25 protein-coding genes are annotated in these 26,186 nt (G+C 44.9%); 19 read left to right on the forward strand and 6 right to left on the reverse strand.

The window, feature by feature from the left end; translation table 11 throughout:
* Positions 1 to 11: 11 nt before the first annotated feature.
* The 4 genes from ABWW54_RS11055 (at position 12) to ABWW54_RS11070 (ending at position 4,450) form a co-directional block, all read left to right on the forward strand.
* Complete coding sequence (locus ABWW54_RS11055) at positions 12 to 818, forward strand: SPOR domain-containing protein (protein WP_353412311.1); 807 nt, start codon at positions 12 to 14, stop codon at positions 816 to 818.
* Positions 819 to 931: 113 nt separating this feature from the next.
* Entirely contained in the window at positions 932 to 1,498 is a 567-nt protein-coding gene (locus ABWW54_RS11060; protein WP_353412312.1) for a CvpA family protein, read from the forward strand.
* Between the two features lie 159 nt (positions 1,499 to 1,657).
* On the forward strand, positions 1,658 to 3,190 hold the full coding sequence (gene purF / locus ABWW54_RS11065) for an amidophosphoribosyltransferase (protein ID WP_353412313.1): 1,533 nt from the start codon (positions 1,658 to 1,660) through the stop codon (positions 3,188 to 3,190).
* A gap of 87 nt (positions 3,191 to 3,277) precedes the next feature.
* The gene (locus tag ABWW54_RS11070; RefSeq protein ID WP_353412314.1) at positions 3,278 to 4,450 is read left to right on the forward strand and encodes an O-succinylhomoserine sulfhydrylase; all 1,173 of its coding nucleotides are present in this window, start codon (positions 3,278 to 3,280) and stop codon (positions 4,448 to 4,450) included.
* Between the two features lie 93 nt (positions 4,451 to 4,543).
* Here ABWW54_RS11070 and ABWW54_RS11075 read toward each other — a convergent pair whose 3' ends face one another.
* Positions 4,544 to 5,170: an outer membrane beta-barrel protein gene (locus ABWW54_RS11075; RefSeq protein ID WP_353412315.1), complete on the reverse strand. Its 627-nt coding sequence runs from the start codon at positions 5,168 to 5,170 to the stop codon at positions 4,544 to 4,546.
* A gap of 319 nt (positions 5,171 to 5,489) precedes the next feature.
* On the opposite strand from ABWW54_RS11075, the gene ftsB reads away from it, so the two are divergent.
* Positions 5,490 to 5,786, forward strand: a complete 297-nt coding sequence (gene ftsB / locus ABWW54_RS11080; protein WP_353412316.1) for a cell division protein FtsB — start codon at positions 5,490 to 5,492, stop codon at positions 5,784 to 5,786.
* 43 nt (positions 5,787 to 5,829) lie between these two features.
* Here the strand turns inward: ftsB and ABWW54_RS11085 are convergent, their stop codons facing one another.
* Positions 5,830 to 6,543: a UDP-2,3-diacylglucosamine diphosphatase gene (locus ABWW54_RS11085; RefSeq protein ID WP_353412317.1), complete on the reverse strand. Its 714-nt coding sequence runs from the start codon at positions 6,541 to 6,543 to the stop codon at positions 5,830 to 5,832.
* A gap of 350 nt (positions 6,544 to 6,893) precedes the next feature.
* Here ABWW54_RS11085 and ilvB point away from each other — a divergent pair, with 350 nt between their 5' ends.
* The 11 genes from ilvB (at position 6,894) to ABWW54_RS11140 (ending at position 20,903) form a co-directional block, all read left to right on the forward strand.
* A complete protein-coding gene (ilvB, locus tag ABWW54_RS11090) occupies positions 6,894 to 8,612 on the forward strand; it encodes a biosynthetic-type acetolactate synthase large subunit (RefSeq protein WP_353412399.1) in 1,719 nt (572 codons plus the stop codon).
* A 7-nt stretch (positions 8,613 to 8,619) separates the two neighbouring features.
* Positions 8,620 to 9,117: an acetolactate synthase small subunit gene (gene ilvN, locus ABWW54_RS11095; RefSeq protein WP_353412318.1), complete on the forward strand. Its 498-nt coding sequence runs from the start codon at positions 8,620 to 8,622 to the stop codon at positions 9,115 to 9,117.
* A gap of 662 nt (positions 9,118 to 9,779) precedes the next feature.
* On the forward strand, positions 9,780 to 10,541 hold the full coding sequence (gene pssA, locus ABWW54_RS11100; protein WP_353412319.1) for a CDP-diacylglycerol--serine O-phosphatidyltransferase: 762 nt from the start codon (positions 9,780 to 9,782) through the stop codon (positions 10,539 to 10,541).
* A gap of 35 nt (positions 10,542 to 10,576) precedes the next feature.
* Positions 10,577 to 11,455 carry a 4-hydroxy-tetrahydrodipicolinate synthase gene (dapA, locus tag ABWW54_RS11105; protein ID WP_353412320.1) on the forward strand — a complete coding sequence of 293 codons (879 nt, stop codon included), beginning with the start codon at positions 10,577 to 10,579 and terminating at the stop codon, positions 11,453 to 11,455.
* Between the two features lie 137 nt (positions 11,456 to 11,592).
* Positions 11,593 to 12,387 (forward strand): hypothetical protein, encoded by a 795-nt coding sequence (locus ABWW54_RS11110; RefSeq protein WP_353412321.1) that lies wholly within the window; start codon positions 11,593 to 11,595, stop codon positions 12,385 to 12,387.
* Positions 12,388 to 12,426: 39 nt separating this feature from the next.
* The gene (purC, locus tag ABWW54_RS11115) at positions 12,427 to 13,137 is read left to right on the forward strand and encodes a phosphoribosylaminoimidazolesuccinocarboxamide synthase (protein WP_353412322.1); all 711 of its coding nucleotides are present in this window, start codon (positions 12,427 to 12,429) and stop codon (positions 13,135 to 13,137) included.
* Positions 13,138 to 13,233: 96 nt separating this feature from the next.
* Entirely contained in the window at positions 13,234 to 17,121 is a 3,888-nt protein-coding gene (gene purL, locus ABWW54_RS11120; protein ID WP_353412323.1) for a phosphoribosylformylglycinamidine synthase, read from the forward strand.
* 346 nt (positions 17,122 to 17,467) lie between these two features.
* Positions 17,468 to 18,310, forward strand: coding sequence for a glycosyltransferase family 2 protein (locus ABWW54_RS11125; protein ID WP_353412324.1), 843 nt, complete (start codon positions 17,468 to 17,470; stop codon positions 18,308 to 18,310).
* On the forward strand, positions 18,307 to 19,167 hold the full coding sequence (locus ABWW54_RS11130) for a hypothetical protein (protein WP_353412325.1): 861 nt from the start codon (positions 18,307 to 18,309) through the stop codon (positions 19,165 to 19,167). Before ABWW54_RS11125 ends, ABWW54_RS11130 begins: the two co-directional genes overlap by 4 nt.
* A gap of 1 nt (position 19,168) precedes the next feature.
* A complete protein-coding gene (locus tag ABWW54_RS11135) occupies positions 19,169 to 20,176 on the forward strand; it encodes an SPL family radical SAM protein (RefSeq protein ID WP_353412326.1) in 1,008 nt (335 codons plus the stop codon).
* 7 nt (positions 20,177 to 20,183) lie between these two features.
* Positions 20,184 to 20,903, forward strand: a complete 720-nt coding sequence (locus tag ABWW54_RS11140; protein ID WP_353412327.1) for an SDR family oxidoreductase — start codon at positions 20,184 to 20,186, stop codon at positions 20,901 to 20,903.
* A gap of 98 nt (positions 20,904 to 21,001) precedes the next feature.
* Here the strand turns inward: ABWW54_RS11140 and ABWW54_RS11145 are convergent, their stop codons facing one another.
* Positions 21,002 to 21,991, reverse strand: coding sequence for a Gfo/Idh/MocA family protein (locus ABWW54_RS11145; RefSeq protein ID WP_353412328.1), 990 nt, complete (start codon positions 21,989 to 21,991; stop codon positions 21,002 to 21,004).
* A gap of 1 nt (position 21,992) precedes the next feature.
* Positions 21,993 to 22,454 (reverse strand): hotdog fold domain-containing protein, encoded by a 462-nt coding sequence (locus tag ABWW54_RS11150; protein WP_353412329.1) that lies wholly within the window; start codon positions 22,452 to 22,454, stop codon positions 21,993 to 21,995.
* A 288-nt stretch (positions 22,455 to 22,742) separates the two neighbouring features.
* Between ABWW54_RS11150 and ABWW54_RS11155 the strand changes: the two genes are divergently transcribed.
* Positions 22,743 to 23,681 carry a hypothetical protein gene (locus tag ABWW54_RS11155; RefSeq protein ID WP_353412330.1) on the forward strand — a complete coding sequence of 313 codons (939 nt, stop codon included), beginning with the start codon at positions 22,743 to 22,745 and terminating at the stop codon, positions 23,679 to 23,681.
* A 70-nt stretch (positions 23,682 to 23,751) separates the two neighbouring features.
* Here ABWW54_RS11155 and ABWW54_RS11160 read toward each other — a convergent pair whose 3' ends face one another.
* Both ABWW54_RS11160 and ABWW54_RS11165 read right to left on the reverse strand, forming a co-directional pair.
* Positions 23,752 to 24,894: a nucleotidyltransferase family protein gene (locus ABWW54_RS11160; RefSeq protein WP_353412331.1), complete on the reverse strand. Its 1,143-nt coding sequence runs from the start codon at positions 24,892 to 24,894 to the stop codon at positions 23,752 to 23,754.
* Complete coding sequence (locus ABWW54_RS11165; protein WP_353412332.1) at positions 24,895 to 25,188, reverse strand: PqqD family protein; 294 nt, start codon at positions 25,186 to 25,188, stop codon at positions 24,895 to 24,897. It lies immediately after the preceding gene.
* 235 nt (positions 25,189 to 25,423) lie between these two features.
* Here ABWW54_RS11165 and rpsF point away from each other — a divergent pair, with 235 nt between their 5' ends.
* Complete coding sequence (rpsF, locus tag ABWW54_RS11170) at positions 25,424 to 25,921, forward strand: 30S ribosomal protein S6 (protein ID WP_353412333.1); 498 nt, start codon at positions 25,424 to 25,426, stop codon at positions 25,919 to 25,921.
* A gap of 44 nt (positions 25,922 to 25,965) precedes the next feature.
* Positions 25,966 to 26,178, forward strand: a complete 213-nt coding sequence (rpsR, locus tag ABWW54_RS11175) for a 30S ribosomal protein S18 (protein WP_502907807.1) — start codon at positions 25,966 to 25,968, stop codon at positions 26,176 to 26,178.
* The last annotated feature ends 8 nt before the right edge of the window (positions 26,179 to 26,186 follow it).

Here is a 26,186-nt window from a genome sequence, read left to right on the forward strand (position 1 = left end):
TTTGTAAGCGAATGGAAAAAAAGACCAAATCCAAGAGTGCGTCTGCCGACGAAATAAATTTAAAGCATCGGATCACTGGTGCGGGGGTTCTGATATTTTTTGGAGTGTTGGTGTTGCCCTGGCTGCTTGGCCCCCCCAGCGAGGCGCAAAAAGGTCCTGCCGATGAAATGGTTACGTCAGCTGATAATCAAGCCGTACTTCGATCTACATTTGAAGATGAAGTGCTAGCCGAATTAGAGGGGGAAAATGAAATTTTTGAAGAGCCTGAAGAATCGGTCTACGTGTCAAAAATTACTCCTGTAGGGAGTTCGCCTAATAAGCCAGAAAAACTAGACGAGAAGAAGCCCCCTGAAAAGGCCAAAGATCAGGCAGCTGAAAGTAAGATTGCAGCGGCTGTGGTAACCAAAGTTGCAGACAGTGGGGGCGGGACAAAGAGTCAGGCCGAAAAACCTCAACAAGCGAGGGCAGAGAATGGCGGCGCTAAAGACAATGCTAATAGCAATAAGGTAGCCAAAAGCACCCATCAAAGTAAAAAGCCCGAGGTTGTTAGTTCGTCATCACCTGTGCGAAAGCTTGATGTAGGATGGGTGGTTCAAGTTGAGCTTTTGACTGACAAAAATGGCGCTTCAAAGTTAGTGAGTGAGTTAAAGACCAAAGGGTTTTCTCCGCAAACTACGATCGTAGATACTAATAGGGGAAAGAAAACCGGAACTCGAATATGGCTTGGGCCATTTGAGTCACGAAATAAGGCTGGAAATGAGAATGACAGACTTGAAAAAATAATGGGTAAGCGCGGCTTTATTCGTGTTTACCCTTAGCAGTGAATTCGGTTGTTCTTGGAATAGTTTTTGAAAATTGACCTTCTTTTTGTAGCCTTCCCCCTGGCAAGGTCTGTACCATTGCACTCTTTAAATATATTGATAGATTATCTATGACTGCTTTTGATTTAATACTACTCGCAATTTTTATCATTTCGACCGTCGTTGGCGTTATGCGTGGATTTGTGAAAGAAGCCTTATCAATCATATCTTGGATTTTGGCGTTTTGGCTTGGCTATACTTATTGTGTGCAAGCAGGGGAGTGGTTGGCTCAATTTGCGAGTTTAGGTGAAGGGCGAATCAGAAATTCAGCTGGCTTTGCCTTGGTGTTTATCGGTACGCTGTTTGTTTTCGCCTTAATTTCCTATGTGGTAACTAAAATTGTGGTGCGCGGGCCGATCAAAGGGGTCGACAGAGTCCTCGGTATTGCAACCGGATTCGTGAGAGCAATCGCAATATCGGCCGTTATGTTGGTGTTAATGCAAGCTCTTGGCATGAATTCAAGTGCCTTTTGGAATGAGTCGAGGCTCGTTCCACACTTGATGCCGGCTGTTAAATTCGCACAACAAGTATTGCCCAAACTCTGGCAAAGTGACGAGCCGCTAAAAGACGGTGAGTTAAAAGATAAATTAATTGATAAAGGCGTAGAGCACATTAAGACCGGTGGTGCTGAGATTTAAATTTTTTTCGCCTGATCTGTTTTATTCGTTATAAACCTGTAATAAATAGGTTAAAATTCGCGCGGTCGAGATTCGGCGCACTCCTCAGCTCATGTAATGTGATGATTGAGGTCAAAACTGATCAACGTAGCCTCTAAGGCACAAAATGAGAAACGCTCTATGTGTGGTGTATTAGGCATTGTCGGGAAATCCCCGGTTGCGCAAAGTTTGTATGATGGTCTTACTGTACTACAACACCGGGGGCAAGATGCTGCTGGTATACTGACCTGTGATGAGAATGGATTCGTCAATATGCGCAAAGATAACGGCCTTGTTAAGGATGTTTTCTTTAAGCGGCATATGCAGCGCCTTACAGGAAATATTGGTATCGGGCACTGTCGCTACCCAACCGCAGGCTCAAGTTCTCCCGCCGAGGCACAACCATTTTATGTAAATTCCCCGTTCGGAATAGCATTGGGCCACAACGGCAATTTGACAAACGCAAGCAAGCTTCGCTCTCGTATATTTCGTGACGATCTTCGACACGTGAACACAAGTTCAGATTCAGAGATTTTGCTTAATGTTTTTGCCCATGAGATTTATCGAAACCTTGGTGAAGGTTCTTACAAACTAGAAAACAAGCATATATTTAAAGCTGTTGAAGGGGTTTTTAAACGCTGTCATGGCGGCTACGGTGTTGTTGCGTTCGTCATGGGCGTTGGACTTGTAGCCTTCAGAGATAAGTTTGGTATTCGGCCGTTGATTTATGGGTATCGAGAGACGGCTCATGGCCGCGAGTATATGGTTGCTTCAGAAAGTGTTGCGCTCGACAGTCAAGGGTTCACAGTCTTAGCAGACGTAAGGCCTGGTGAGTGTATTATATTACCCATTGACGGTGAGATTGCTAACCATCAATGTGTCGACGATGCTGTCTATGCGCCCTGTATTTTTGAGCAAGTCTATCTTGCTCGCCCAGATTCAATGATCGATGGCATATCCGTATATAGAACACGCATGCGAATGGGCGAAAAGTTAGCAAAAAAAATTGCGCGCGAGTGGCCAGATCACGACATTGACGTGGTGATCCCTATACCCGATACCAGTCGAACTGCGGCTCTTGAAATGTCTCAAGTATTGGGTGTTACCTATCGAGAAGGGTTTATTAAAAATCGGTATATTGGGCGAACGTTTATCATGCCCGGCCAGGAAGAGAGAAAAAAATCAGTTCGGCAGAAATTGAACGCGATCGGTATAGAGTTCGAAGGCAAAAATGTGATGTTGGTAGACGACTCAATAGTGAGGGGCACAACGTCCAAGCAAATCGTTCAGATGGCAAGAGAGTCGGGCGCAAATAATGTCTATTTTGCTTCTGCTGCCCCGCCTGTTAGATATCCAAATGTGTATGGTATCGATATGCCTGCGGCCGATGAGCTTATGGCAAGCAATCGCACGGTTGAACAAGTGGAGCAGAGCATAGGCGCTGACAGATTGTTTTACCAAGATCTTCACGATTTAATCGCCGCTGCGTCAGAAGGCAACCCGCAGATCACAAAGTTTGATACATCATGTTTTAGTAAAGAGTACGTTACTGGAGACGTTGATGACGAGTATTTTTCTGCGTTAGAGCTACTTCGAAGTGATGATGCTAAGCGTGCAGATGAAGCAATGCCTTCGAGGTTGAGAGACATGAGCCAGATGGACGAGTCCAGCTAACCGTACTCTCTAATGAAATAGACAAGAAAGCTTGTTTACTCAACGTCTTAGAATCTCCATATGATTTCTATAATTGGTTAATCTTCTATGAGTCGAAAAACGTATAGGCCAGCAACGTTGGCGATAAGATCTGGGCATGAACGCTCACAATTTGGCGAGCACAGCGAGCCTATTTTTGCGACATCGAGTTTCGTTTTCGATTCAGCCGAGCAGGCGAAAGCGCGTTTTTCCTATGAAGAGCCAGGAAATGTGTATTCTCGTTTTACCAATCCAACACTCAGTGTTTTTCAAGACAGGTTAGCCGCTCTAGAGGGCGGTGAAAGCTGTATTGGAACCGCCAGCGGAATGTCGGCGATGTTGGCAGTCTGCATGGCTGGGTTAAGTGCCGGCGATCATATCGTTTCGTCTCATTCTATTTTTGGTGCTAGCAAGGTTCTTTTGAATTCTCTGTTGACCAGTTTCGGCGTAGAAGTTACGTTTGTAGAGCTTACAAATTTGGAAGAATGGTCAGAGGCTCTTAAGTCGAATACCAGAATGGTGTTTTTCGAGACGCCGACCAACCCATTAATGGAAGTTGGCGATATTTCTGCAATTTCTACGATTGCTCACGACCATAACCCTGATATCAGAGTTGTTGTAGATAACTGTTTTTGTACGCCCATCTTGCAACAACCATTGAAGCTGGGAGCCGACGTTGTTTTACATTCAGCAACCAAGTTTATTGACGGTCAAGGGCGTTGTGTTGGTGGCGCCATCGTCGGCGATTCCGAATTTGTCGGCGAAAAGGTGTTAGGTTTCATGAGAACCGCCGGACCGTCGATGAGCCCATTCAATGCTTGGGTGTTTGCCAAAGGACTTGAGACATTAAGTCTTAGAGTTAATCACGCATGCGCCAGCGCTTTACAGCTGGCTGAGTTCTTAGACGGACACAAAGGGATTAGGCAGGTTAATTACCCTGGATTGGATAGTCATCCTCAGCGCGAGCTAGTTCAACAACAACAATCTAAAGGCGGCGCCGTGGTTTCGTTTGAAGTTGAGGGCGGACGAGATAGAGCTTTTTCTATAATAAACGACACTGAGCTAATTTCCATTACAGCCAATTTGGGTGACAGTAAAACCACCATAACTCACCCTTACACGACCACGCATGCTCGTTGGTCCGATCACGACAAACAGGCCGTGGGGATAGGCGAGGGATTGATAAGAATCGCAGTTGGATTGGAAGACCCTCTGGATATAATCGAGGATTTAAAGCTCTAAGCTCGCCGAAAGGATAGAAGTATAAAAAAACCGCCAAGATGGCGGTTTTTTTATCTAAACTGTCGTTAGTAACGCAAGATGGTTCGCGTATTCTTAGAAAGTGAGTAAGGCGTTTAAACTGGCAACGCCTAAGTCGACGTTTCCAGAATCCTTATAGTAATCCAGTTCAATCATTCCTCGGTCACCAAAGCGATAACCTATGCCTATGCCTCCTGCTAGAGAGGTATCTTCGCTGCTTCGGTCAATCACAAATTGGCCGAAATCTATGTCCAAGTCGACATATGAAAGTCCGCCTTTAAGTTTGAAATACAAGTCTCCAGCACTTCGGTAGGTGAAGAATGCGTTGACAATTTGTGCTTCATAAGTCCCCAATATAGGGCCATTAGTAGTGGGAAAAGGAAAGGTGGGTAGCTCATTAACGCCATTTATAAGAGAGATTTGCTCCTCGTCGCCTGATATCAGTTCCAGTTCAAACGAAGTTGTGCCACCCGCTACCTTTTTGTCGAACTCGTACCCCAATACAATGCCTGTTCCGCTTGCGTCGTTTGCGGCAGGTTCTTGTGGGTCAATGTTGACGGCTTTGGCTCCGATTGTCCATTTGCCAGTTGCTCGTTTACCAAAAAATGGACCATCTTCACTTGCTTGAATGCTTGATGAACTCAGCAAAATTGTCGCTGTAGCCAGTGTGGTGGCAAATCTACTTAAGCCGGATAAAAACATGAGGTGCTCCTTAATATGTTCTAGCGAATGGTTAGTTGTTGTCTGTGTATGAAAAATAGGTTCAAGCCGCAATAATTCTACATTTATCTAAAACTGAAGAGTTTTAGGGTGCTCGAAGAATCTCAGGAGAGAATGGGTAAAGCCCACAGTCTGGCGACATTAACCCTCCGAGCTTAGCTTAACTTCTATTTTTATTCAATAAGTTGAGCTGGTTTCCTTAAGGTTTTTCTTAATTCGTTCTTTGATTTCCTTTTCGCCTTTAACTATGTTTCACGTTTAAGGGTTATAACTCCATAGTACATCGCTGTACAATTACGTCATGAAAATTTTGGCCAGCGTTTTATTTTTTTTGTTGATAGTTTTGCAAGCGCAGCTATGGTTTGGGTCTCATGGCGTTTTTCAGTTGTGGTCGTTACAGCGAACAACTGAGGGGTTGCGAGTAAAAAATAATGATTTGACGCATCGAAATGAGCGCTTGCATGCGGAAGTAAAAGAGCTAAGGCAGGGAAAGGAAGCGCTGGAGGAACGCGCCAGAAGCCATTTGGGCTTTATTAAGGACGGCGAGAAGTTTTACCGAATAATACCCGCGAACCCAACCACTGAGAGCTCGCCTTAGTCGATGACGAGGATCTCATGGTGATTTTCATTTTCATTGAAGCTTAAATTGGGTGGTTTTCAATGATTAGGCCTTCGTTAGTCGCCGTCAGTACGCTGTTGGTCGTGCCCCAGTCTCCTAGGACGTATCGAGTATTGTTGTTGTGCTGATGGACTTTTTGGCGGTGAGTGTGACCGTGAATCATCTGTGTCACGTTGTATCTTTTAAAAAGCTCATCGACCGACGATAAGGTTACGTCCATAATTTCCATGCTCACCTCAGATTTGTGTTCGTGGCTCTCTGATCTAGCCTGCTTAGCTTGTTCGATTCTTGCCTGGATGGGCAGTGACAAAAAGTGGTCGCAAAATTCTTTGTTGGTCATCATTGTGTCGCGAAACTCTTGGTGCTTTACATCGTCGGTGCACATGCTGTCGCCGTGTAGTAGAAGTGTGGGCGTTCCATATAGATCAATTACTGTTTCGTCTTTAAGTACTTCAAATCCGCTGTCTTGGCTGAATTGATCTCTCACAAGAAAGTCTCGATTTCCGGGAATAAAGTAACAGGGCGTGTGCTCGCTGACCGATTTCATCAGATCCAGTATTGGTTGTGCGCCGAGTAGAGATGAGGCATCGTCTCCGATCCAGAACTCAAATAAGTCCCCTAATATGTATATTCTGTCAGCGCTCGGCGCACTCTCAGACATGAATTTAGTGAATGCCGTGATGACGTGAGGTTGTTCGGGCGTAAGATGTAGGTCTGATATAAAGTATGTCTTCATTTATTGGTTCGATTGGTCAGTAAGGACTCTATCTGAAATTGACGTTTTAGGTTATTTTTCTTGTTAGGTTTATTGGTGTTATGAATGTTTTATATTGTGCTAGCAATAAATCGGCCTTAATGCCTTATTTTATCAGGCTTTTTGTCTGTTTTCTTGCAGAAGATTTAAGTTAAAAAATATGCGATTTTGGTGGGTTTTATTCTATTCACTGTTTATAATCGCCTCTAATAAACGTGCCCGATTCAGGGCGCTTTTTGTATCGGCTTTCAAAAGTGTCATCAACAAGCATTTCCGTAGCGGCTAATTCGGGTCAGCGGGTGAAATGCGTAACCAACCTAGACGGAGACATCGTGCAGTTAACCGGCGCAGATATAGTAGTTAAAAGCCTCAAAGAAGAGGGCGTTGAGTACGTGTTTGGATATCCAGGTGGAGCAGCCTTACATATTTACGATGCGTTTCACCGGCAGGACGATGTCGAGCATGTTTTGGTTCGCCATGAGCAAGGGGCGACACATGCAGCAGATGGCTACGCGAGATCAACAGGTCTGCCTGGAGTGGTGTTGGTGACGTCGGGACCTGGTATCACTAATGCGATTACCGGAATAGCGACTGCCTACATGGATTCAATTCCAATGGTTGTTTTGTCAGGACAAGTGATGAAGCCGCTGATCGGTTACGATGCGTTTCAGGAAATTGACGCAGTGGGTATAAGCCGGCCTTGTGTGAAGCATAATTTTTTGATTCAAAAAGTCGAGGATATCGCCGAGACCATTAAGAAAGCGTTTCACATTGCGACCACAGGTCGGCCAGGTCCGGTGCTGGTGGACATTCCAAAAGACATTACCGCCGACGTAACTGAGTTTTTATACCCAGAGTCGTTGGAATTACGTTCTTATCCAGAGGCGCGAAAGTCGCAGCCGAACGAAATTTTTACAGCCATAGAGGCGGTTCTAAATGCTAAGCGTCCGATTGTTTATAGTGGTGGCGGGATTGTTGCGGCAAACGCCCAGGAAGAACTGCGAAAGTTTGTAAGACGGTTGGGTTTTCCATGCACAAATACATTAATGGGCTTGGGAGGCTATCCGCATTCTGATCCGAACTACATTGGTATGCTGGGGATGCATGGCACGTACGAAGCTAATATGGCAATGCATGATGCTGATCTTATTGTTGCTTTGGGCGCGCGTTTTGACGATAGAATAACTGGAACTCTCGGTAATTTTGCTCCAAATGCAAAGATCCTTCATGTTGACGTAGACCCGTCAGTCATTGATAAAAACATCAAGGCTGACATTCCAATTGTGGCGGACGTTAAGGAGGTGTTGACGGCGTTTAATACTGAACTTGAGCGCCGAGCTAAGGACATAAATCCTGAGCTAATTAGTGAGTGGTGGTCGCTGATCAAAGATTGGCAGTCACTCGACAGTCTATGGTACGAGCAAGAAGACGACGTTATTAAACCGCAGTTTGTTGTTCAAAAACTCCATGAAGTAACTGGGGGTGAGGCTTATGTCACATCAGATGTGGGTCAACATCAAATGTACGCTGCTCAATTCTACGGTTTCTCCGATACACATAAATGGATAAACTCAGGTGGCTTAGGAACCATGGGCTTTGGATTGCCGGCGGCAATGGGCGTCAAATTTGCTCACCGTGACTCAGATGTGGCATGCATCACCGGAGAAGGAAGCATACAAATGTGCATTCAGGAGTTGGCTACCTGCAAGCAATACAATTTACCAGTGAAAGTGATAAATTTAAATAATCGCTACCTTGGGATGGTGCGTCAATGGCAAGAGTTTTCTTATGAAAAACGATATTCAAACTCTTACATGGACTCCCTTCCTGACTTTGTGGCGCTTGCTGAGGCGTACGGTCATGTTGGAATGCAGATAGTGAAACCTAGCGATGTTGAAGGTGCGTTGAAAGAAGCGTTCTCAATGAAAGATCGTCTTGTGTTTATGGATTTTATTACAGATCAAAAAGAAAACGTGTACCCGATGATTGAGGCCGGTAAAGGGCATCATGAAATGCGAATGCGTCCTGGCTCAAAAACGTTGTCAAAATAGGTGTGATATGAGACATATAATTTCAGTGTTGCTGGAAAATGAATCTGGCGCACTTTCTAGAGTGGCGGGCTTGTTCTCAGCGAGGGGCTATAACATTGAATCGTTAACGGTTGCTCCTACAAACGATTCCACTTTGTCTCGGATGACAATAGTGACGACGGGCGATGACCGAAAGATTGATCAAATTGAAAAACAATTAAATAAGCTCGTTGATGTCGCAGCCTTACAAGACATTACCATTGCTGGACATTTGGAGCGCGAAGTGGTGCTTGTAAAGATCAAGGTTGAAGAAGGCCAGGTTGACGCATTGCAAAGAATTGTTCGCGGTTTTAACGCATCTCTAAGTGAGGTTTCGCAATTAAAGTTTATCGTTGAGATGAGCGGGAGTTGTGAAAAGGTCGACGAATTGTTGAACAGTCTCTCAAATGGCGAGATTATAGAAGTGGCGCGTTCTGGGGCTATTGGTTTGGCGTCAGGAGAGCAAGCGTTAGTAGTGCCAGATTAGCTTTTTGTGAGTGCTGAATTCTATTCGAGTCAACTTGAAAATTTGACTCATGCCCCTTCTTGGTGAATGAGGGGGGGGGTATTGCTGTTGGAGATGACGGCATTTGTCTGATTGTTGTTTCGCCATCTCTGTGGTGCGAACTCTGCCATGTGATGCTCAAGAGGAGTGAGTATTAACCGTCCCTGTAGAGTTATCCTCCTTTCTATGGTGGTTGTTGGCAACGCTTGTCTTAATAAAAAACGTTTAAAATCAGCAGCTTTTTAAATAATCTTTTGGTGTACTCTGATGAAAGTCTAATTGGTGACGAGGCTCAAAAGGCACGGCCCAATCCCGGCTTTTTTATGGATGTGATGCGGGTTAAAGCTTCTGAATAAAACGAATGATATCCAGCCAGGCATCGAATTGAAGCCGGAGTAGGCGTCGTCGCCAGACCTTGTCTTGGAATAAATAGAGCTTGTTGGCGTTGCTGGTTTTCGGTGGATTCTGAGTGGTTTTCTTTATTTTTTTTCAAAAGGCTCGAGCTGGCTAATGTTTCGGTCTCGAGCTTTTTGCTTTTTGGGTGGTTTATATCAGCAAATTTTGCTAACTGTGGGTATAATTCGCCTCTTAATTGGAACCCTAGGTTCCGTCCAAAACGATTTTCAAACGAGATCTCAATCCTTATGGAAACAAAAAAGCCAGCCAAAGGTTTTTATATCTTGCCGAATCTTTTTACGTCGGCGGGGCTGTTTGCTGGTTTTTACGCGATCATGCAAGCAAGGCTAGGGCACTTTGAAGCGGCTTGTTTGGCGATCTATATGGCCATGGTGATGGATATACTGGATGGCAGATTGGCTCGGCTCACCAATACGATGAGTGATTTTGGGTCGGAATACGACAGTTTGGCTGACATGGTGTCGTTCGGAGTCGCTCCGGCAATGGTTATGTATGAGTTTGCTCTGGTTGATTTGCACCGATTTGGCTCATTGGCCGCCTTTCTTTACGTCGCTTGCGCAGCGTTGCGCTTAGCTCGCTTTAACGTTTCCAAGGTGAGCGATAAAAAATTCTTCACAGGAATCCCAAGTCCAGGTGCTGCGGCCATGGTCGCATCGGTGGTTTGGGTGTGCAGCGATTATAGCGAGTATATTAATGTCAAAAATATTAATGTGTTTTTTGCCATATTGATGGTACTACTGGCGTTAGCGATGGTCAGTAACATTAAATATCGTTCGTTTAAAGATTTCGAATTTAAGGATAAAATGCCTTTTGTTGGCATCATTGTCACGGTGCTTGCAATAGCAATCATCTATCTTGATCCGCCAATGTTCTTTCTTTTAATAGGTAGCATCTACTTTGTTAGTGGTGCGATTACTTATTTGCTGCGTTTGATTCGTCGTAAAGCCGCAGCCAAATCTGTTGAACCTAAGCAAGAAAGTAACGAATAGAAATTAATATTTACGTATCTACTAGCATCTCAAACATGAAATTAGCAGGAAGTATCGTCGCTCTTATTACACCCATGGATAATTCAGGCGCAATTGATTTTGTGGCGCTTGGAAAATTGGTAGAGCACCACATTAGCAGCGGAACGCACGCAATCGTTTCAGTGGGCACCACAGGTGAATCTTCAACGTTAAGTCCTAATGAACATTTAGAAGTGATTGATGCTACGGTGAAGTTAGTGGCTGGCAGGGTGCCCGTAATAGCCGGCACCGGCGCGAACTCCACGCATGAGGCTATTTATTTGACAAGGCAAGCTGATGAGTTGGGTGCCGATGCGGCTCTTTTAGTTGTGCCATATTACAACAAGCCCACGCAAGAAGGTCTTTATCAGCATTTTAAGTTGATTGCTGAATCAGTGCCATTACCTCAAATTCTATATAATGTGCCCGGTCGTACTGTGGCAGATCTACATAATGATACCGTTGCTCGTCTTGCAGAAATAGACAATATAGTGGGTTGCAAGGATGCTACTGGGGACTTGCGTCGCGGGAAGGAGCTTTTAGATCTTGTTGGTGATAAAATTTCAATATTATCGGGCGATGACCCTACGGCACTTGAGTATATGCAGTTAGGAGCTAAGGGTGATATTTCAGTCACCGCTAATGTTGCTCCTAAGGCCATGGCTGACATGTGTGCTGCCGCTTTGGAAGGTGATTTTGAAACAGCTGAAAGAATCGATAAGACCTTGCGTGGTCTTCATAATGATTTATTTGTAGAGTCCAATCCGATTCCAGTAAAATACGCCGTCGCGAAACTTGGTTTCGGAGCCAATTTTCTCCGTTTGCCATTGACGGCTGTTTCTGAAGAACAAAGACCTCGCATTGATGATGCGATGGCTCGAGCTGGCGTTTTGTAGCTAAGCTTTGTGAATATGAAAATAAGAGTTTGACACACAGAACAATAATTATTGAAAACAGGTTAACTAGATTGAAAACACTGCTGCTAAAATTAAGGGATTCAGACGTTAAATCTTTGAGTGTGCGAGCTGAGCCAATGAACTTGTTTTTCAGGGCCCTAATCGTGTCTTTGGCGCTCGGGTTGACCGCGTGCCAATCTGGGAAAAAAATAGATACGGTTGACGATAGTGCTGACTACCGTTCTGCGAGAGCTCTGCCGCCGCTTAAGAAACCAGACCCGAGAGACACAGACGTTGTTGCGCCAGTAGCACAAGAAGTGGCCGTGGCGGCACCGGAGTCTACGACGGCGGAAAGCGCTAATGAAGTTTCTGATCAGCAACAACAGCCAGATTCACCTGCGAGAGAATCATTAGTTCTGTCACCAGCTGAGATGCAAAATAATGATGATGCTTCGAGCACCGCCTCGAAGGTGGATGAAGCGATTTCAGTTGAGTCGACATCCGAGCCCACGTTGGCAGCTGCCATTGATTCTAGTTTGCCAAAGTCTCCTGATGAGAACTCACTTGAAGCTGCTAATTTAACGTCGTCTGATGATTCCACCAAACTCGAGATTCCAGCAGATTTTGACAGTGCCTGGGCATTCCTTACTAAGAGCTTAGTCGAGTCTGAGCTGACTGTATTCAGTCGAAACAAAGAGGCCGGCAGAATTTCAATCGGTTGCGGTGAGATTGCTGAAAATGGCGAGGTTGAAGTTAAGCGTGCAGGAGGTTGGTCCATATTTAACCGGCGAAAAGCACAAGCTTCAGAATATTGCTCGCTACAGGCTGAGGAAAGAAAAGGGCAGACTGTAGTCAGTGTGCTGAATCGATCTGGCCAAGAAGTAGGGGCTGACTATGGCCGTAATGTATTAAACAAAATTTTAAATAATTAGTTGCACGAATGTGCATGAAAACTATTCATGAGGTCCTCAATGATTAGGGGTGAAGAACTTTACAGTGGTAAAGCCAAGTCTGTGTTTGCTAGCGATCGTGAAGACGCATATATACTCAAGTTTCGGAATGACACGTCAGCATTTGACGGTGAAAAAGTTGAGCAGTTAGATCGCAAAGGTATGGTGAATAACAAGTTTAATGCTTTCATCATGAAACACCTTGAAAGCCAGGGTATTGCAACGCATTTTCTTGAGCTTCTGTCGGATACTGAAGCGTTAGTGCGAAAGCTAGACATGTTCCCGGTTGAATGCGTTGTCAGAAACGTTGCATCAGGTTCTATTTGCAGGCGCTTGGGGTTAGATGATGGCGTGGATTTGTCTCCTCCCACGTTTGAATTTTTTCTGAAGAATGATGCTCTTCATGATCCTATGATTAATGAATATCACATTCGATCTTTTGGTTGGGCTGATGACGAAGCAATCGAAGTAATGAAAACACAGACGTTTCTCGTTAACGATGTGTTGCAAACGTTATTTGCGGATGCTGGAATGATTCTGGTCGATTTTAAGTTAGAGTTTGGCCGCCAAGGAGATAATGTGTTTCTTGGTGATGAGTTCACGCCAGACGGTTGTCGAATTTGGGATGCAACGTCTCGCGAAAAGCTAGATAAAGACCGCTTTCGAAAGGGGTTAGGTGGTGTCGTTGAGGCCTATGAGCAAGTCGCTCAAAGACTCGGATTAGACCTTTAGTATATCCACGTCTTAGTATGTTTTTGATACGCCAGATTAGTCTAAAGACAATCTGGCGTTTCGCATTTTTTCCACTTTATATTTCTGGACATAATCATGTTGCGATTACGTGGCAGTCAAGCCTATTCTGATTTCCGTATTCACAAGTTGTTGAATGCAATACAATCTCAATTTCCGCAAGTTAAATCAGTTGATACTGAATATCAACATCTTGCGCAATTGTCTGAAAACGTTAGTAGTTTGTCTGATGTCGATTCAGAAAACCTTGGTCGATTACTCACCTATGGCCCTCGAATGAATGACGTCGAGCATAAGGGGCAGCGTCTGTATGTATTGCCTAGGTTTGGGACGATTTCGCCTTGGTCTACGAAAGCAACGGACATCATCTCGCACTGTAATATTAGTTCAGTTAAACGGGTTGAACGCGGAATAGCATTTTACTTTGATGGCGAAACAGATTTAGATGAAAATGAATTGGTGCGTGTGGCGGCGCTTATTCATGACCCAATGACTGAATCTGTAGTAAAAACATTGGATGAGGCCGAAGGCCTGTTTCGCCAAGAACTTCCTTCTCCATTATTTGAGGTGCCTCTTTTAGAGCATGGAATTTCAGCACTAGAGTCGGCTAATACAGAACTCGGTTTAGCCTTATCGAGTGATGAGATTAACTATCTGCGAGAGCAATACACTCAACTAGCTAAAAACCCAACAGACGTCGAATTGATGATGTTTGCGCAAGTAAATTCTGAGCACTGCCGTCATAAGATATTTAATGCAGACTGGATAATAGATGGCGAATCAAAAGAGCATTCTTTGTTCCGAATGATACGAGAGACTCATCTTCAGAACCCTAAGGGCACCATTGTTGCTTACTCTGATAACTCTTCTGTTTTGGCAGGTTCTAGTGGAAAAAGGTTCTTTCCGAATCCGGCAACCAAAGAGTATCAATCTGTCGAAGAAGACATCCACATTTTGTGTAAGGTTGAGACTCATAATCACCCAACCGCGATTTCCCCTTTCCCTGGTGCAGCGACCGGCTCTGGCGGCGAGATACGAGACGAGGGCGCAACAGGGCGTGGTTCGAAACCTAAAGCTGGCCTATCCGGCTACTCAGTGTCTAACCTTAGGATACCAGGAGCAGGCAGGAGTTGGGAGCTACCGGAGGAAAAGCCCGCGCGAATTGCGTCTCCTCTTCAAATAATGCTTGAGGGCCCCATCGGCGGGGCGTCGTTTAATAATGAATTCGGCCGGCCCAATATTGCGGGATATTTTAGGACTTATGAGCAGGCGATAAAAGATAAAAATGATATCCGTGGATATCATAAACCTATTATGCTCGCAGGTGGTTTGGGAAATATTAGAGACCAGCATGTTAATAAAAACATTATTCCTGATGGTTCGTATATTGTCGTTTTAGGTGGTCCTGCGATGCTGATAGGCTTGGGCGGTGGCGCCGCCTCAAGTGTGGCGTCGGGTCAAAGTTCCGAACAATTGGATTTTGCTTCTGTACAACGAGGGAATCCAGAGATGCAGCGTCGGTGTCAGGAGGTGATTGATTCATGCTGGGCATACGGTGATGAAAATCCAATCGTTTCTATTCATGATATTGGAGCGGGTGGGCTTTGCAATGCCTTACCAGAATTGGTAGGAGATGCCGGGCGCGGAGGCAAGTTTGATCTGCGCGAAGTGTTAAACGAAGAGCCAGGCATGTCGCCGATGCAAATTTGGTGTAACGAAGCGCAAGAACGTTACACGTTAGCGGTTTCGCCTGACCGTATTGATGAATTTAAGCAGATATGCGAGCGTGAGCGTTGCCTGTATTGCGTCGTTGGTCAAGCAACTAATGACGAAGTACTTGTTTTAGAAGACCCGCATTTTAAAGATGGAACACTACGGCAGCAGACGCCTATCGACTTACCGATGGAAACGCTTTTTGGAAATCCACCCAAAATGTTGCGCGAAGTGCATAGTGTTGACAGACAGGCACCAGAATTGGATTTTTCTGACGTGTCTGTGTCCCAAGCCTTAGATAAGGTGTTGACGGCTCCTTCGGTTGCGGATAAAACGTTTTTAATCACCATCGGGGATAGAAGTGTCACAGGGATGATAGCGCGCGACCAAATGGTCGGTCCATGGCAAGTTCCTGTTGCTGATGTGGCGGTGACGACCTCGGCGTATACCGGCCTTACTGGCGAAGCCATGTCGCTTGGCGAAAGAACTCCAATAGCATCGGTTAATGCGCCAGCCAGTGGCAGAATGGCAATTGGTGAGGCGCTAACGAACTTAGCCGCGGCTAATGTGAGAAGCCTTTCTGAGGTGAAATTGTCGGCAAATTGGATGGCGGCCGGTGGTCATGAAGGGGATGATGCGGCGCTCTACGCAACCGTAGAAGCCGTTGGTATGGAGTTGTGTCCTGAGCTAGGAATTTCTATTCCTGTTGGGAAAGATTCTATGTCGATGAAAAGTGTGTGGCAAGATGATCAGGGTGATACCAAGTCGGTAACATCGCCTGTGTCTTGTGTGATAAGTGCTTTTGCACCTGTGGTCGACACCAATAAGACTCTTACTCCCGTTTTAAGTTTGAATAATTCGTCGTTGTATTTGATCGATTTTTCTGGCGGAAATAAGCGCTTAGGGTGCTCAACATTGGCGCAAGTTTACAATCAAGTTGGTACTCAGACTCCCGATGTCGACGACTCTAGCCTGCTAAAAAAAGGTTTTCTAGCGGTACAAGAACTTGTATCAGGCTCCTTGATTACAGCCTATCACGATCGATCCGATGGCGGATTGATTGTCGCCGCTCTTGAGATGGCGTTTGCAAGTCGTTGCGGCCTAGATTTGGCAGTTAAAGGTGATGATGCGCTTGCTGAACTGTTTAATGAAGAATTAGGGGCATTGGTTGAGGTGCCGGTTGGTTCACAGGATGCATTTAATTCAGTGGTAGAAAAACACGGATTATCTGAGCACGTGACGCCGCTTGGTCATCCAGTTGATGGAGATAATGTGAAAATCAGCTTCAACGGTGAAGCTGTGCTCCAGAGTCGAAGAATTGATTTGCACCGGCGATGGTCCGAAACTACTTTTCATATGCAGAGCTTACGGGACAACCCAAGTTGCGCTCGACAGGAATTTGATCGTATTTTAAATACGGCAGATACTGGACTCTTTTCTAAACTCACGTTTGATACAAATGCTGATATATCGGCACCTTACATCGGCGGTACTTTGCCTAAGGTTGCCATTTTGAGAGAGCAGGGTGTCAACGGGCATATTGAAATGGCGGCCGCATTTAGCCAAGCAGGCTTTAGCTCGGTTGATGTCACAATGAGTGACATAGCGGCAGGCAGGGTCAAGCTCAGTGATTATCAGGGCTTAGTGGCCTGTGGCGGTTTCTCCTATGGGGATGTGCTTGGCGCTGGCGAAGGTTGGGCCAAATCAATTTTATTCAATCAAATGATTAGAGCTGAATTTTCATCGTTTTTTGAACGTGAAGACGCCTTTTCGCTCGGTATTTGTAATGGATGCCAGATGATGTCCACTCTAAAAGAAATTATTCCTGGCGCTGAACATTGGCCAAGGTTTGTTAGAAATGAATCTGAACAGTTTGAAGCCCGACTGGTACAGTCGAAAGTTTCAGATGACACTAATTCGATTTTCTTGGCTGGTATGCAAGGGTCTGTCTTGCCGGTCGTCGTTGCTCATGGAGAGGGGCGGGCTGAGTATGCTGGGGCCGCAAATCAGTCTACTGTGGCTCTTAGTTATGTCGATCATCTCGGTGCTCTTACCGAGGCCTATCCAGCAAACCCTAACGGATCCCCCTTGGGCGTTGCTGGGTTAACTAACACGGATGGTCGCATTACCATTATGATGCCGCACCCCGAGCGTATCTTTCGTACGGCAACCAATTCTTGGAAAAGTGATGATTGGGGTGAATACGGCCCGTGGATGAGAATGTTTCGTAACGCACGCGTGTGGGTCGACTGAAACTAATCTGGGAGGTATTTTCTAGAAAGCGATTTCTGGAAGCTCAGTGGCCGAGCAAAGTGTCTGAATCTGAGTCTAGGTACTCTACACTGGACTCTAATTTAGACAACACAAAAAGAAATGCCGCTGTTTTTAGGCAGCGGCAAATAACAAAAAGAAGAGAGAGTTATGAAAATAAATACTCATTTACGTTTCATGCAAGTAGTTTAACCTCTGCCTCATTACCGATTGTTCCGTTAACTTATAAGTAACTTAAGTTGTGCAAAATTCCGTACTTTGTGTGTTTTTTACAACAACTGTTGTATTTTGGGCTCACTGTTTGTTGTAAAAATGTTGATACTTGTTAATGATTGTTACTGTAATTATACCGACCTATAATCGAGAGCGGACCTTGGCGAGAGCATTGGAGTCTGTTCTTTCTCAAAAATTACCTGATAGTGTGAGTGGCTTGGACGTAATAGTTGTGGATGATGGATCTACGGATAACACTCAAAGATTGATTCAAGCAAAGTATCCCGCAGTTCGTTATTTTTACCAAACTAACCGTGGAGTTAGCGCAGCAAGAAACAAAGGATTAGCCGTTTCTCGCGGAGAGTGGGTCACTCTCCTAGATTCCGATGATGAATGGTTACCACAAAAGCTAATTCGACAATTTGAGAAAATAAAGGACAGCGGTAGGTTGGTTTGTCACACAGAAGAGAGATGGGTTCGTAATGGCCTTAGAGTGAATCAAATGACGAAGCACCAAAAGAACGGTGGACATATTTTTGAAAAATGCTTGCCTCTTTGCGCCATGTCACCATCGTCCATTGCTATCCATAAGTCTATATTCTCTCATGTTGGCGATTTTGACGAACGATTACCAGCCTGTGAAGATTACGATTTGTGGCTTAGAATCACTGCTCATTATCCGGTTGCTTACGTCGAGACCCCAAGCATTATTAAGTACGGGGGACATGAGGACCAACTTTCGCGTGCGCATTGGGGGATGGATAGATTTCGTGTGCAGAGTTTGGCTAAGTTGCTAAGAGCCGATTCTTCATTACTCAAAATCACATCTCAACAACGAGAAAGCACGATAAAAATATTGAGAAAAAAGGTGAATATATTGATGAAAGGCGCAGAAAAGCATAGAAATGTTGATCTCTTATCTCATTGTGAAGAGTTAGTTCAGGAATTCGAATTGTGATCGATCCAATCAAGCAGAACACACCTGTTATCCATGTGATTGCAGCCCTCAATTGCGAGGTGAAATGTCTGGTGGATGCTTTTCGGCTTAAAAAGACAAACGACAAGCCTTTTCCAACCTATGAAGGGTTAACTAAAATCGGCGATGACAAAGTTAATGTTTGCGTGTTGATTTCTGGTATCGGAGCTATTGACATGGCTTCTGCAGTGGGGTGGCTGGGTGCCAGAGGTATTTCTCGGAATAATATTTGGCTTAATGTTGGAATTGCCGGACACTCGGATTTCGCAGTGGGTACGACTTTTGTGGTGACGTCTAGCCGAGACCTATTTAGCCAGAAAACATTCTATCCGCCTCAGGTTGCAAAACGGATAAGTGAATCGTCCGGCTGTTTGAGCGTTAATGCGCCAAGTGGCGAGTATCCAGATAATGGAGGGCTTGATATGGAGGCGGCAGCTTTCTTTCGATCAGCTGCACGATTTTCAGCGACAGAGTTAGTCCAGTCTATGAAGGTCGTGTCCGACAACCCAGAAAGTAGTTTGGAAGGCTTAAATGCAAAGGTTATTGGGGAGCTGATGAATGGTAGTGTTAAGGAAATCGTTGGCTTTCTAGAGTCGTTGCTTTTTCTAGTTCGTGATATGCCAGATCTTCCCGCGCCGTTATTGCTCCCTGATATTAGAGCTACTCACAGTCAAAAGAAGCAATTTGATGCTCTATCGTCTAAGGTATGTCATGTTTTGAATCAATCTGAATTGAATTCTTTGGAGCAGCGTTTGAATCGTGTTTCAAACGTTAGTGAGGCGATTCGCATGTTGGAGGATATCCTATTAAAATTCACACCGAAAATAGGCGGAGGTTAATGTGGTTGATACGGTCTATCTCGAAAGTAAATTAGTCGAAAATCAACGCGCGGCATCTGTGCTGACACGATATCCAAAGGCTGATCGGGTTCTGGTTGATCATTACGGTGAGGTGTTTAATGCGACTCGTCAAAATTTTAGGATTCAGAAGAAAAATCCTTCGTTGGTTTTGGCTGAGAAATTAGGGAAAAGAGTGCTTCCAACTCCAGCACAGTATGAGACAGGAGGCGGAGCTCACTATTATTTTTCGCATATGTTGAACTGCGTGTATGACTGCCGATATTGCTTCCTGCAAGGAATGCTACGAAGCGCGAACTATCTTTTATTCGTTAACTACGAAGACTTCTATCGAGACATAAAGGCCATCGCGATTGAGCATAAGGATGATCAAAAGCCGGTTTGGTTTTTTTCTGGCTATGACTGTGACAGCCTCGCGTATGAGCCTGTTACTAAGTTCGCGGAATTCTTTGTTCCAAAGTTTAAAGAGTTGAGTAACGCCGTATTAGAGTTACGAACTAAGAGTACGCAAATTAGATCGCTATTAGAAATAGAGCCTCAAAACAATGTGGTTGTAGCATACAGCTTAAGCCCGGAACGCGTTGCTAAAGAAGTTGAAAAAGGCGCTCCTAGTCTTAAAAAAAGAGTCGAGTCAATGCAAAAGCTTCAGCGAGCTGGTTGGAGAGTAGGTTTACGATTTGATCCTATTATTTGGCACGCTGATTACCAAACTGACTATACAGCGGCGATAGACTTGGTCTTTAGTGAATTGGATCCGACTCAAATCGACAGTGTCACGTTGGGCGGGTTTCGGCTACCCAAGGACTTCTATAAAACGATGTTACGGCTATATCCAGAGCACTGGCTATTCAGCTCAGGCCTGTCAGAAAGCGATGGTTTGGTCATTTATAGGGAAAGCATAGAGAATGAGGTTATCGAGTATGTTCGAACGCTGTGTAGAGCGTACATGCCGAGCGACTCAATATACACATACCCTAGTTATGGAAGCTGATTTAAATATGGCTGATCATTTTGAACGTCATCTGCCTGATACAAACGCTCTAATTACCGGTGCTAGCCGTGGGATCGGAAAAGCGCTTGCTGAAAAGTTACTGGAGTCGAATGCGCGCGTCTCCGGCGTGGCTCGCCACTTTGAAAAGCAAATTGATGTCGAGCAAAACTTTGTGGGTTATGAATTTGATTTGTCGGATGTGGATTCTTTACCGCAAGAAATGGAACGGTTACCGAAGGACATTAATGTACTTGTGCTGAATGCTGGTTATGGGAAGTTTGGTGGCCTAGAACAATTTTCATACGCTGATATTAGGAGATTGGTCGATACGAATTTGATCGCTAATATCATGTTGGCTAAGCATTACCTGCCTAAAATGAAGACCCAAGGAGAAGGAGATATCGTGATAGTAGGCAGCGAATCATCTTTAAATGGCGCAAGGGCGGGTGCTGTCTATTGTGCGACAAAGTTTGCGCTGCGAGGATTTGCTCAAAGTTTGAGGGCCGATTGTTCGACCAGCAATATCAGAACGTTCTTAGTAAACCCGGGACCAGTTGATTCTAATTTCTTCGATGAGCTTGATTTTGAACCTCGGGGAGAAACTGATTTTTCCTTGAACCCCGATGATGTCGCGCAAGCAATTATTCACGCTCTGATGCAGCCCAGGCATGTGGTGACGGAAGAGATTAACATGCAACCCATGAAGCGTAGCTTTATCAAAAAGTAGCTCCATTTTGCGGTTGTTGATGTTCTCCCGCTCAATCTTTATTTCCAAATTAGCCGTCTAACTGGCGAGAACTCGGTGTGGTCCCTGGTGTGTTTTATCTATTCAAAGGGGTAGGACAGACCTATTTGGCGTCGCACCTCATCCATGATGCCAATTACCCTCAAGCTATGTGTGTGAGACATTATTGGGCTCTCTAACAAGTCTAAGTCTAGGCATCTTTGAACCTCGCCTATCTCACCTTCATACCCATTGATATCGTGAGTGTGCGATGCAATTGTTTTCTGTCCGTTGCTCTCCGTCAGGATTGCAGACTCAGCGGACCAAAAGTCTGGAACCTCAATTCGTCCTTTATCTCCCAGGATCCAGGCTTGGTTTGTCAGTATGGTCGTCGATGACGATTTCAAAGTGGCGATAACCCCATTTGAGTACGACAATTGAATTGCGTTTTTATCGTCGACTCCCGTGGGGCCAATTTTTGCCACACTGGAAATAGAATTTGGGTGAGCATCCATAATCCAGTCGGCAAAAGTTATCGGATAGATGCCTAGGTCTAGAAGAGAGCCGCCGGCCAATTTTGGATTGTTGATTCTGTGGTTCGAGTCGTACCCCATGGCAAAACCAAAAGAGGCATCTATCATTTGTACCTCACCGATTTTGCCTTCATCAATCCAACGTCTAATATCGTTATAAACTGGGAGAAAGCGGGTCCAAACGGCCTCCATGTAAAAGACGTTATTTTGGCTTGCAGCGGTGATCACCGACTGCGCCTCCTTTAGGTTAACACTCAGTGGCTTCTCACAGATGACCGGTTTACCGGCGTTCAGACACATGATGGTCTGGGTTGCGTGTAAGTTATGCGGTGACGCAATGTATATGACATCTACCAAGGGATCCGAAGCGAGCTCTTGGTAGCTGTCGTGTACTCTATTGAATCCATGTTCATTGGCAAATCGGGCTGCTTTGCTGGGGTTGCGGCTGGCGACAGCGTAGCAATTAGCATTGTTCGTTCCTTGCAGTGCCTTGGAAAACTTCTCAGCAATCTTACCCGGAGCGATTACGCCCCAATTGGTTAATCCATCTATTGTCATTCTAACCTCCTTTTCTCAGGCTGATATAAAAAGTGATGTCGGCCGTAAAAACGACAGCCCCCAGCGTATTGGTGACGACAATTGGAATGATAACGTCGCCTTCTTTAACTATTTTGGGGTCAAACTCACACAGTGCTGTAATGGTGCCTGTCGCCTTGGCCACATAGTTGACAGTCATGGACTTGGGGATCCAACGCATCGAGCGTGAGACTGTGGTGTCTAATGCGAGTCCGCCAGTCATTTCAGCCAGTGAGCAAAGTGCACCCGCGTTTATTGTGCCCAGGTGATTTCTGACTGATCTTCGGTCTTTCATCTGTGTTTTGCAGAATGCCGGTTTTAGGTCTAAGAATATTGGCTTTATTTTTGAAAAGAATGGGGCCGAGAGGCCAACCAGTCTTGCAAAGATAAACTTACCGCCGGGCAATCGGCTCAATTTGTTGTAGCGTTCAAGTATTGTGGCCATAAAAAGGAAGGTTTAGAAGGTAGCAGGTCTAGGTTGGTGGGGGTTTTACAGAAAACTGATCTAATTGCTGGCCTTTTATCCGCGTTATCAAAGCGGATATCAAACAATGTTTTTTTAAAGTATCTTTATTATAAACAAGTAGATATAGTTAATAATTAATTTGTTTTAGCTAAACAACTTCAAATGCCATGTTCAATTGGCTATGCTTTGTAGTGGTCGAAGTGAATATAATTCTAAGAAGGGTGAAGGGCAAGCTATAACCGCACAGTTTGTGCTAATACTAATGCAATGATAATAGTCAGTACACAAAACACCTATGATTGGTCGCAAGCGCAGTTGTATCGCTTTGCCGGCTTCTCGGTTGTGTTCCAAACGCCTTGTAAGATATTGTCATCATTTCACGTTGAGGAAGCGTCTGTCGAGACGGTCGTGCAAGCTTCGATGACCGTTCAGGAGCACTTAGATCGTTCCGTTCAGTCGAGCCGGCCTCCGATCGGGTATCAGGGGCCAGCGCCGTTTGGTGACCGGCAGAGAGACGTTACCTATCGGCGTGACGATGAGTTTGCTACGATCGAACTCGATGATGAATTGGTGTGCGAGATGAATTTAGAAAATTCGCATATTCATCTTCTTAGGGATGGTGGCTTTGCGAATATGGTGAACGTAGAACTCGTGACCGGTCCTGCAATGATGATCGTGTTGGCATATTTAAAGACTTATTGCCTTCATGCTAGCGCGGTTCGGACAAAAGCTGGGGTCGTGGCGTTTGTCGGAGAGTCCGGCGCCGGAAAGTCGACACTGGCTTGGCAAGCTGGGGATGGGTGGCAGCAGTTATCTGATGATATCGCCCCGATTCTGTATGATCCAAAACGAGCAGGCATTCAAGTGTCAACTGAGTTTCCGCAGCTTAAACTTGAAAATGCAATAGCTCCAACGCAAATTGAACAGGCGGCAAGCGTGGATTTTATAGTACGGCTGAATCCGACCCCGTCGTCATCCATCTCGTTTAAAGAGCTCACTCGGGCCGAGGCTATGTTGCAGTTTGTACGCCATACCGTTGGCGTGAAGCTGTTTGATAGGAAAATCATGCGAAGGCATTCGAAGTTTGCGCAATACGTCGCGACAAAGATACCCGTTATCGAGTTGTCCTATCCTCGTGATCTGCTAGGGTTGACTGACTTGCGAGAAGAAATAGTTGAATATTTGTCCAAACTGTTAGCGCAATAGTTAGCTTAGTGGTTAGTCACCTGACACTTAAGCAGTGGTTTTTGATGGTGCATTTAACAGTGCGCGGTGTTTAATGAGTGCTGAACCATCTTTTAATCCCCTGCGTCGCCCTTAGGCCGTAGGCTTTCACGGTTGATTTGGTGCGCATTTTTTTTCTCACGTAATCAGGGCTAGGAAAAAAAGTTTCAAAAATAAAACCGAGTTTACCGTTTAAGCCTTTTACCGCTTTAACATCGGAGATAAAGAGTGATAGAGCTGATGCTTTTCTATTCAGAAATATTCGGCTTGGCTCGTATTTTGCGGCGTTAATATTGAGCTCTTCGAGCACCTGGTGGGGTATTGAGGTAGAGAAATACGATATTGCGGTATCCAGTGCATTTAAGGATATGGACGTGAGTTGTTTTAGTTGAGCCTTTCTCACAAAGACTTTCCAATCCTCGGGATTGAGCTTGGCACTTAAGAGATGAATGTCGTATAGCCAGGTTAATCTCTCTTCCGTGTGATGGTGGCCAAGTCTGTGTAAGCAGGCTATGAGCAATGAATCAACAAAACTTGGAATAATGGGATTGGTGAGGAAATTCGTCAGTTGTTGACCTTCAAGTGTTAGATCTGCCAGTGAGTAAGCGTTGGCCAGTGTTTGGCGGTTACTGATCCGCCAGTGTACGTCTATGTTAATTGTAGCGGAACCAATAAGGTTTTTTCCGAACGTGCACTGGTATGACACATAATTGCCTTTTATGGCGAAAAGCCGAGAATAGCCGAGTTTTTCAACCACAGCTGAAAAAAGAGTTAACTCTGCTTGATCGATTAAAATATCTGTGTCGGTTCTAGCTCTATCCCAGGAATGTTCGTAGATGGTATGCGCTAACGCTCCGCCCTTAAATACGATGAAGTTAGTTAGTTTAGCTCGATCCAATGCGCTAAATAGCACTTCGAGCTCTCTATTTCTAAGGCTCTCATTGGCGACCATTAAGGGCGTCCTTTTCTTAAGTGTCGATTTCAGCTCGTCAGAAATACGTACGTGGGATGGTAATTGGCGATGACATATAAGCGCCGTTATTCCGTGATAATCTAACTCCTTCAGGTCTGTGATATTTAGCTTCACTGATTCATTACTTTTGGCCGCTGCATCACTGAGGTCATGTTGAAGGCTTCTTAAAACTAAAGCGTATTTTTCGAGCTTGATTTTGTCTGTGTGTAACGTGCGTGTCATTTAAGAAATCACAATTAAGTTCTTTTCTAGCATTTCATTCAATAGATTCGCGATGTCAGATTTGACCGTATCTGGGGCCGCTTGGTAGTGATTGGTTATCGAGACGATGGCATCCTCAGCACTCATACCGTCAACGATGCTCTTTATTAGTCTCACTCCAACATGATTTAGCCCGAAGTAACTGCCCGAAGTTAAGTCCAGAAGCACGGCCTCATCATCTAACTCGGTAAAAATTATGGTCTCTGGCAATTTATAATAAGTATGCATTGACTGTTGAAATTCTTGGATGGTCATAATCGTCTATTTTACGAGCTTTTGCTTTTGTTTTCTTTGCAGTTTTAGACTTGTTCGGATAGAATCCGGCTTCGCGTTCGCCTTAGGCACAATGTTGTCTTATGGTGTTCATGAAAATTCTAGACTTTTCAATATCTTATGTTAGGTGTTGGATGGTCATACTCCTTGTTTCACTACCAAGCAATTTGTAAGCATTTTGTTTGTGTGGGAAACTTTTTAACCGTGAGGAGCTCAAATGAGACATTACGAAATTGTTTATCTGGTACATCCAGATCAAAGCGAGCAGGTCAGCGCAATGGCCGATCGCTATAAAGGCGTTATTGAGCAGGGCGGTGGAACCGTTCATCGCTATGAAGACTGGGGTCGCCGCCAGTTAGCTTACCCAATCAACAAAATCCACAAGGCTCACTACATTATGATGAATGTAGAGATCAGCCAAGAAACACTGGATGAAATTGAAAATCTATTCCGTTTTAATGACGCAATCATCAGAAACCTCGTGTTGAAGATGAAAGGTGCTGAGACCGAGCCATCAATAATGATGAAGGAAGTCGAAGCAGAACGTCAGCGTGACGAAGAGCGTGATGCTGCTCGTGCCGCCGAAGCTGAAGCGAAAGCAGCAGAAGAAGCTGCAAAGGCCGAAAAGGCAGCCGCTGCTAAAGCAGAGGCTGAAAAAGCGGCCGCTGAAGCTGAAGAAGCAACCGAAGAAACCACAACAGAGGAGGCAGAGTAATGAGACGTAATGCACCTAAGAAAAGACGTGGCGGTTTTCGTCAAATGCGTCGTCGCTTTTGTCGTTTTACGGCAGAAGGCGCAACTCATATCGATTATAAAGATCTAGCTACTTTGAAATCTTTTGTTTCTGAGTCAGGTAAAATCATACCTAGTCGCAACACCGGTACTGCTGCTCGTTTTCAACGCCAGCTTGCTTCTGCGATTAAGAATGCTCGTTATCTTTCTTTGTTGCCATACACTGACAGCCATAAATAGGAGAACAT

The organism is Arenicella sp. 4NH20-0111, assembly GCF_040366405.1.
Taxonomy (GTDB): domain Bacteria; phylum Pseudomonadota; class Gammaproteobacteria; order Arenicellales; family Arenicellaceae; genus Arenicella.

Excerpts from the sequence above, each read along its gene's own strand:
- ABWW54_RS11060 (WP_353412312.1), top strand. The coding sequence starts at position 932 with ATGACTGCTTTTGATTTAATACTACTCGCAATTTTTATCATTTCGACC.
- purL (WP_353412323.1), top strand. The coding sequence starts at position 13,234 with ATGTTGCGATTACGTGGCAGTCAAGCCTATTCTGATTTCCGTATTCAC.
- dapA (WP_353412320.1), top strand. The coding sequence starts at position 10,577 with ATGAAATTAGCAGGAAGTATCGTCGCTCTTATTACACCCATGGATAAT.
- ABWW54_RS11075 (WP_353412315.1), bottom strand. The coding sequence starts at position 5,170 with ATGTTTTTATCCGGCTTAAGTAGATTTGCCACCACACTGGCTACAGCG.
- ABWW54_RS11085 (WP_353412317.1), bottom strand. The coding sequence starts at position 6,543 with ATGAAGACATACTTTATATCAGACCTACATCTTACGCCCGAACAACCT.
- ABWW54_RS11070 (WP_353412314.1), top strand. The coding sequence starts at position 3,278 with ATGAGTCGAAAAACGTATAGGCCAGCAACGTTGGCGATAAGATCTGGG.
- ABWW54_RS11140 (WP_353412327.1), top strand. The coding sequence starts at position 20,184 with ATGGCTGATCATTTTGAACGTCATCTGCCTGATACAAACGCTCTAATT.
- purF (WP_353412313.1), top strand. The coding sequence starts at position 1,658 with ATGTGTGGTGTATTAGGCATTGTCGGGAAATCCCCGGTTGCGCAAAGT.
- ftsB (WP_353412316.1), top strand. The coding sequence starts at position 5,490 with ATGAAAATTTTGGCCAGCGTTTTATTTTTTTTGTTGATAGTTTTGCAA.
- ABWW54_RS11165 (WP_353412332.1), bottom strand. The coding sequence starts at position 25,188 with ATGACCATCCAAGAATTTCAACAGTCAATGCATACTTATTATAAATTG.
- ABWW54_RS11110 (WP_353412321.1), top strand. The coding sequence starts at position 11,593 with ATGAACTTGTTTTTCAGGGCCCTAATCGTGTCTTTGGCGCTCGGGTTG.
- pssA (WP_353412319.1), top strand. The coding sequence starts at position 9,780 with ATGGAAACAAAAAAGCCAGCCAAAGGTTTTTATATCTTGCCGAATCTT.
- rpsF (WP_353412333.1), top strand. The coding sequence starts at position 25,424 with ATGAGACATTACGAAATTGTTTATCTGGTACATCCAGATCAAAGCGAG.
- ABWW54_RS11155 (WP_353412330.1), top strand. The coding sequence starts at position 22,743 with ATGATAATAGTCAGTACACAAAACACCTATGATTGGTCGCAAGCGCAG.
- ABWW54_RS11160 (WP_353412331.1), bottom strand. The coding sequence starts at position 24,894 with ATGACACGCACGTTACACACAGACAAAATCAAGCTCGAAAAATACGCT.
- ABWW54_RS11125 (WP_353412324.1), top strand. The coding sequence starts at position 17,468 with ATGATTGTTACTGTAATTATACCGACCTATAATCGAGAGCGGACCTTG.
- ABWW54_RS11055 (WP_353412311.1), top strand. The coding sequence starts at position 12 with ATGGAAAAAAAGACCAAATCCAAGAGTGCGTCTGCCGACGAAATAAAT.
- ilvN (WP_353412318.1), top strand. The coding sequence starts at position 8,620 with ATGAGACATATAATTTCAGTGTTGCTGGAAAATGAATCTGGCGCACTT.
- ABWW54_RS11150 (WP_353412329.1), bottom strand. The coding sequence starts at position 22,454 with ATGGCCACAATACTTGAACGCTACAACAAATTGAGCCGATTGCCCGGC.
- purC (WP_353412322.1), top strand. The coding sequence starts at position 12,427 with ATGATTAGGGGTGAAGAACTTTACAGTGGTAAAGCCAAGTCTGTGTTT.
- rpsR (WP_502907807.1), top strand. The coding sequence starts at position 25,966 with ATGCGTCGTCGCTTTTGTCGTTTTACGGCAGAAGGCGCAACTCATATC.
- ABWW54_RS11145 (WP_353412328.1), bottom strand. The coding sequence starts at position 21,991 with ATGACAATAGATGGATTAACCAATTGGGGCGTAATCGCTCCGGGTAAG.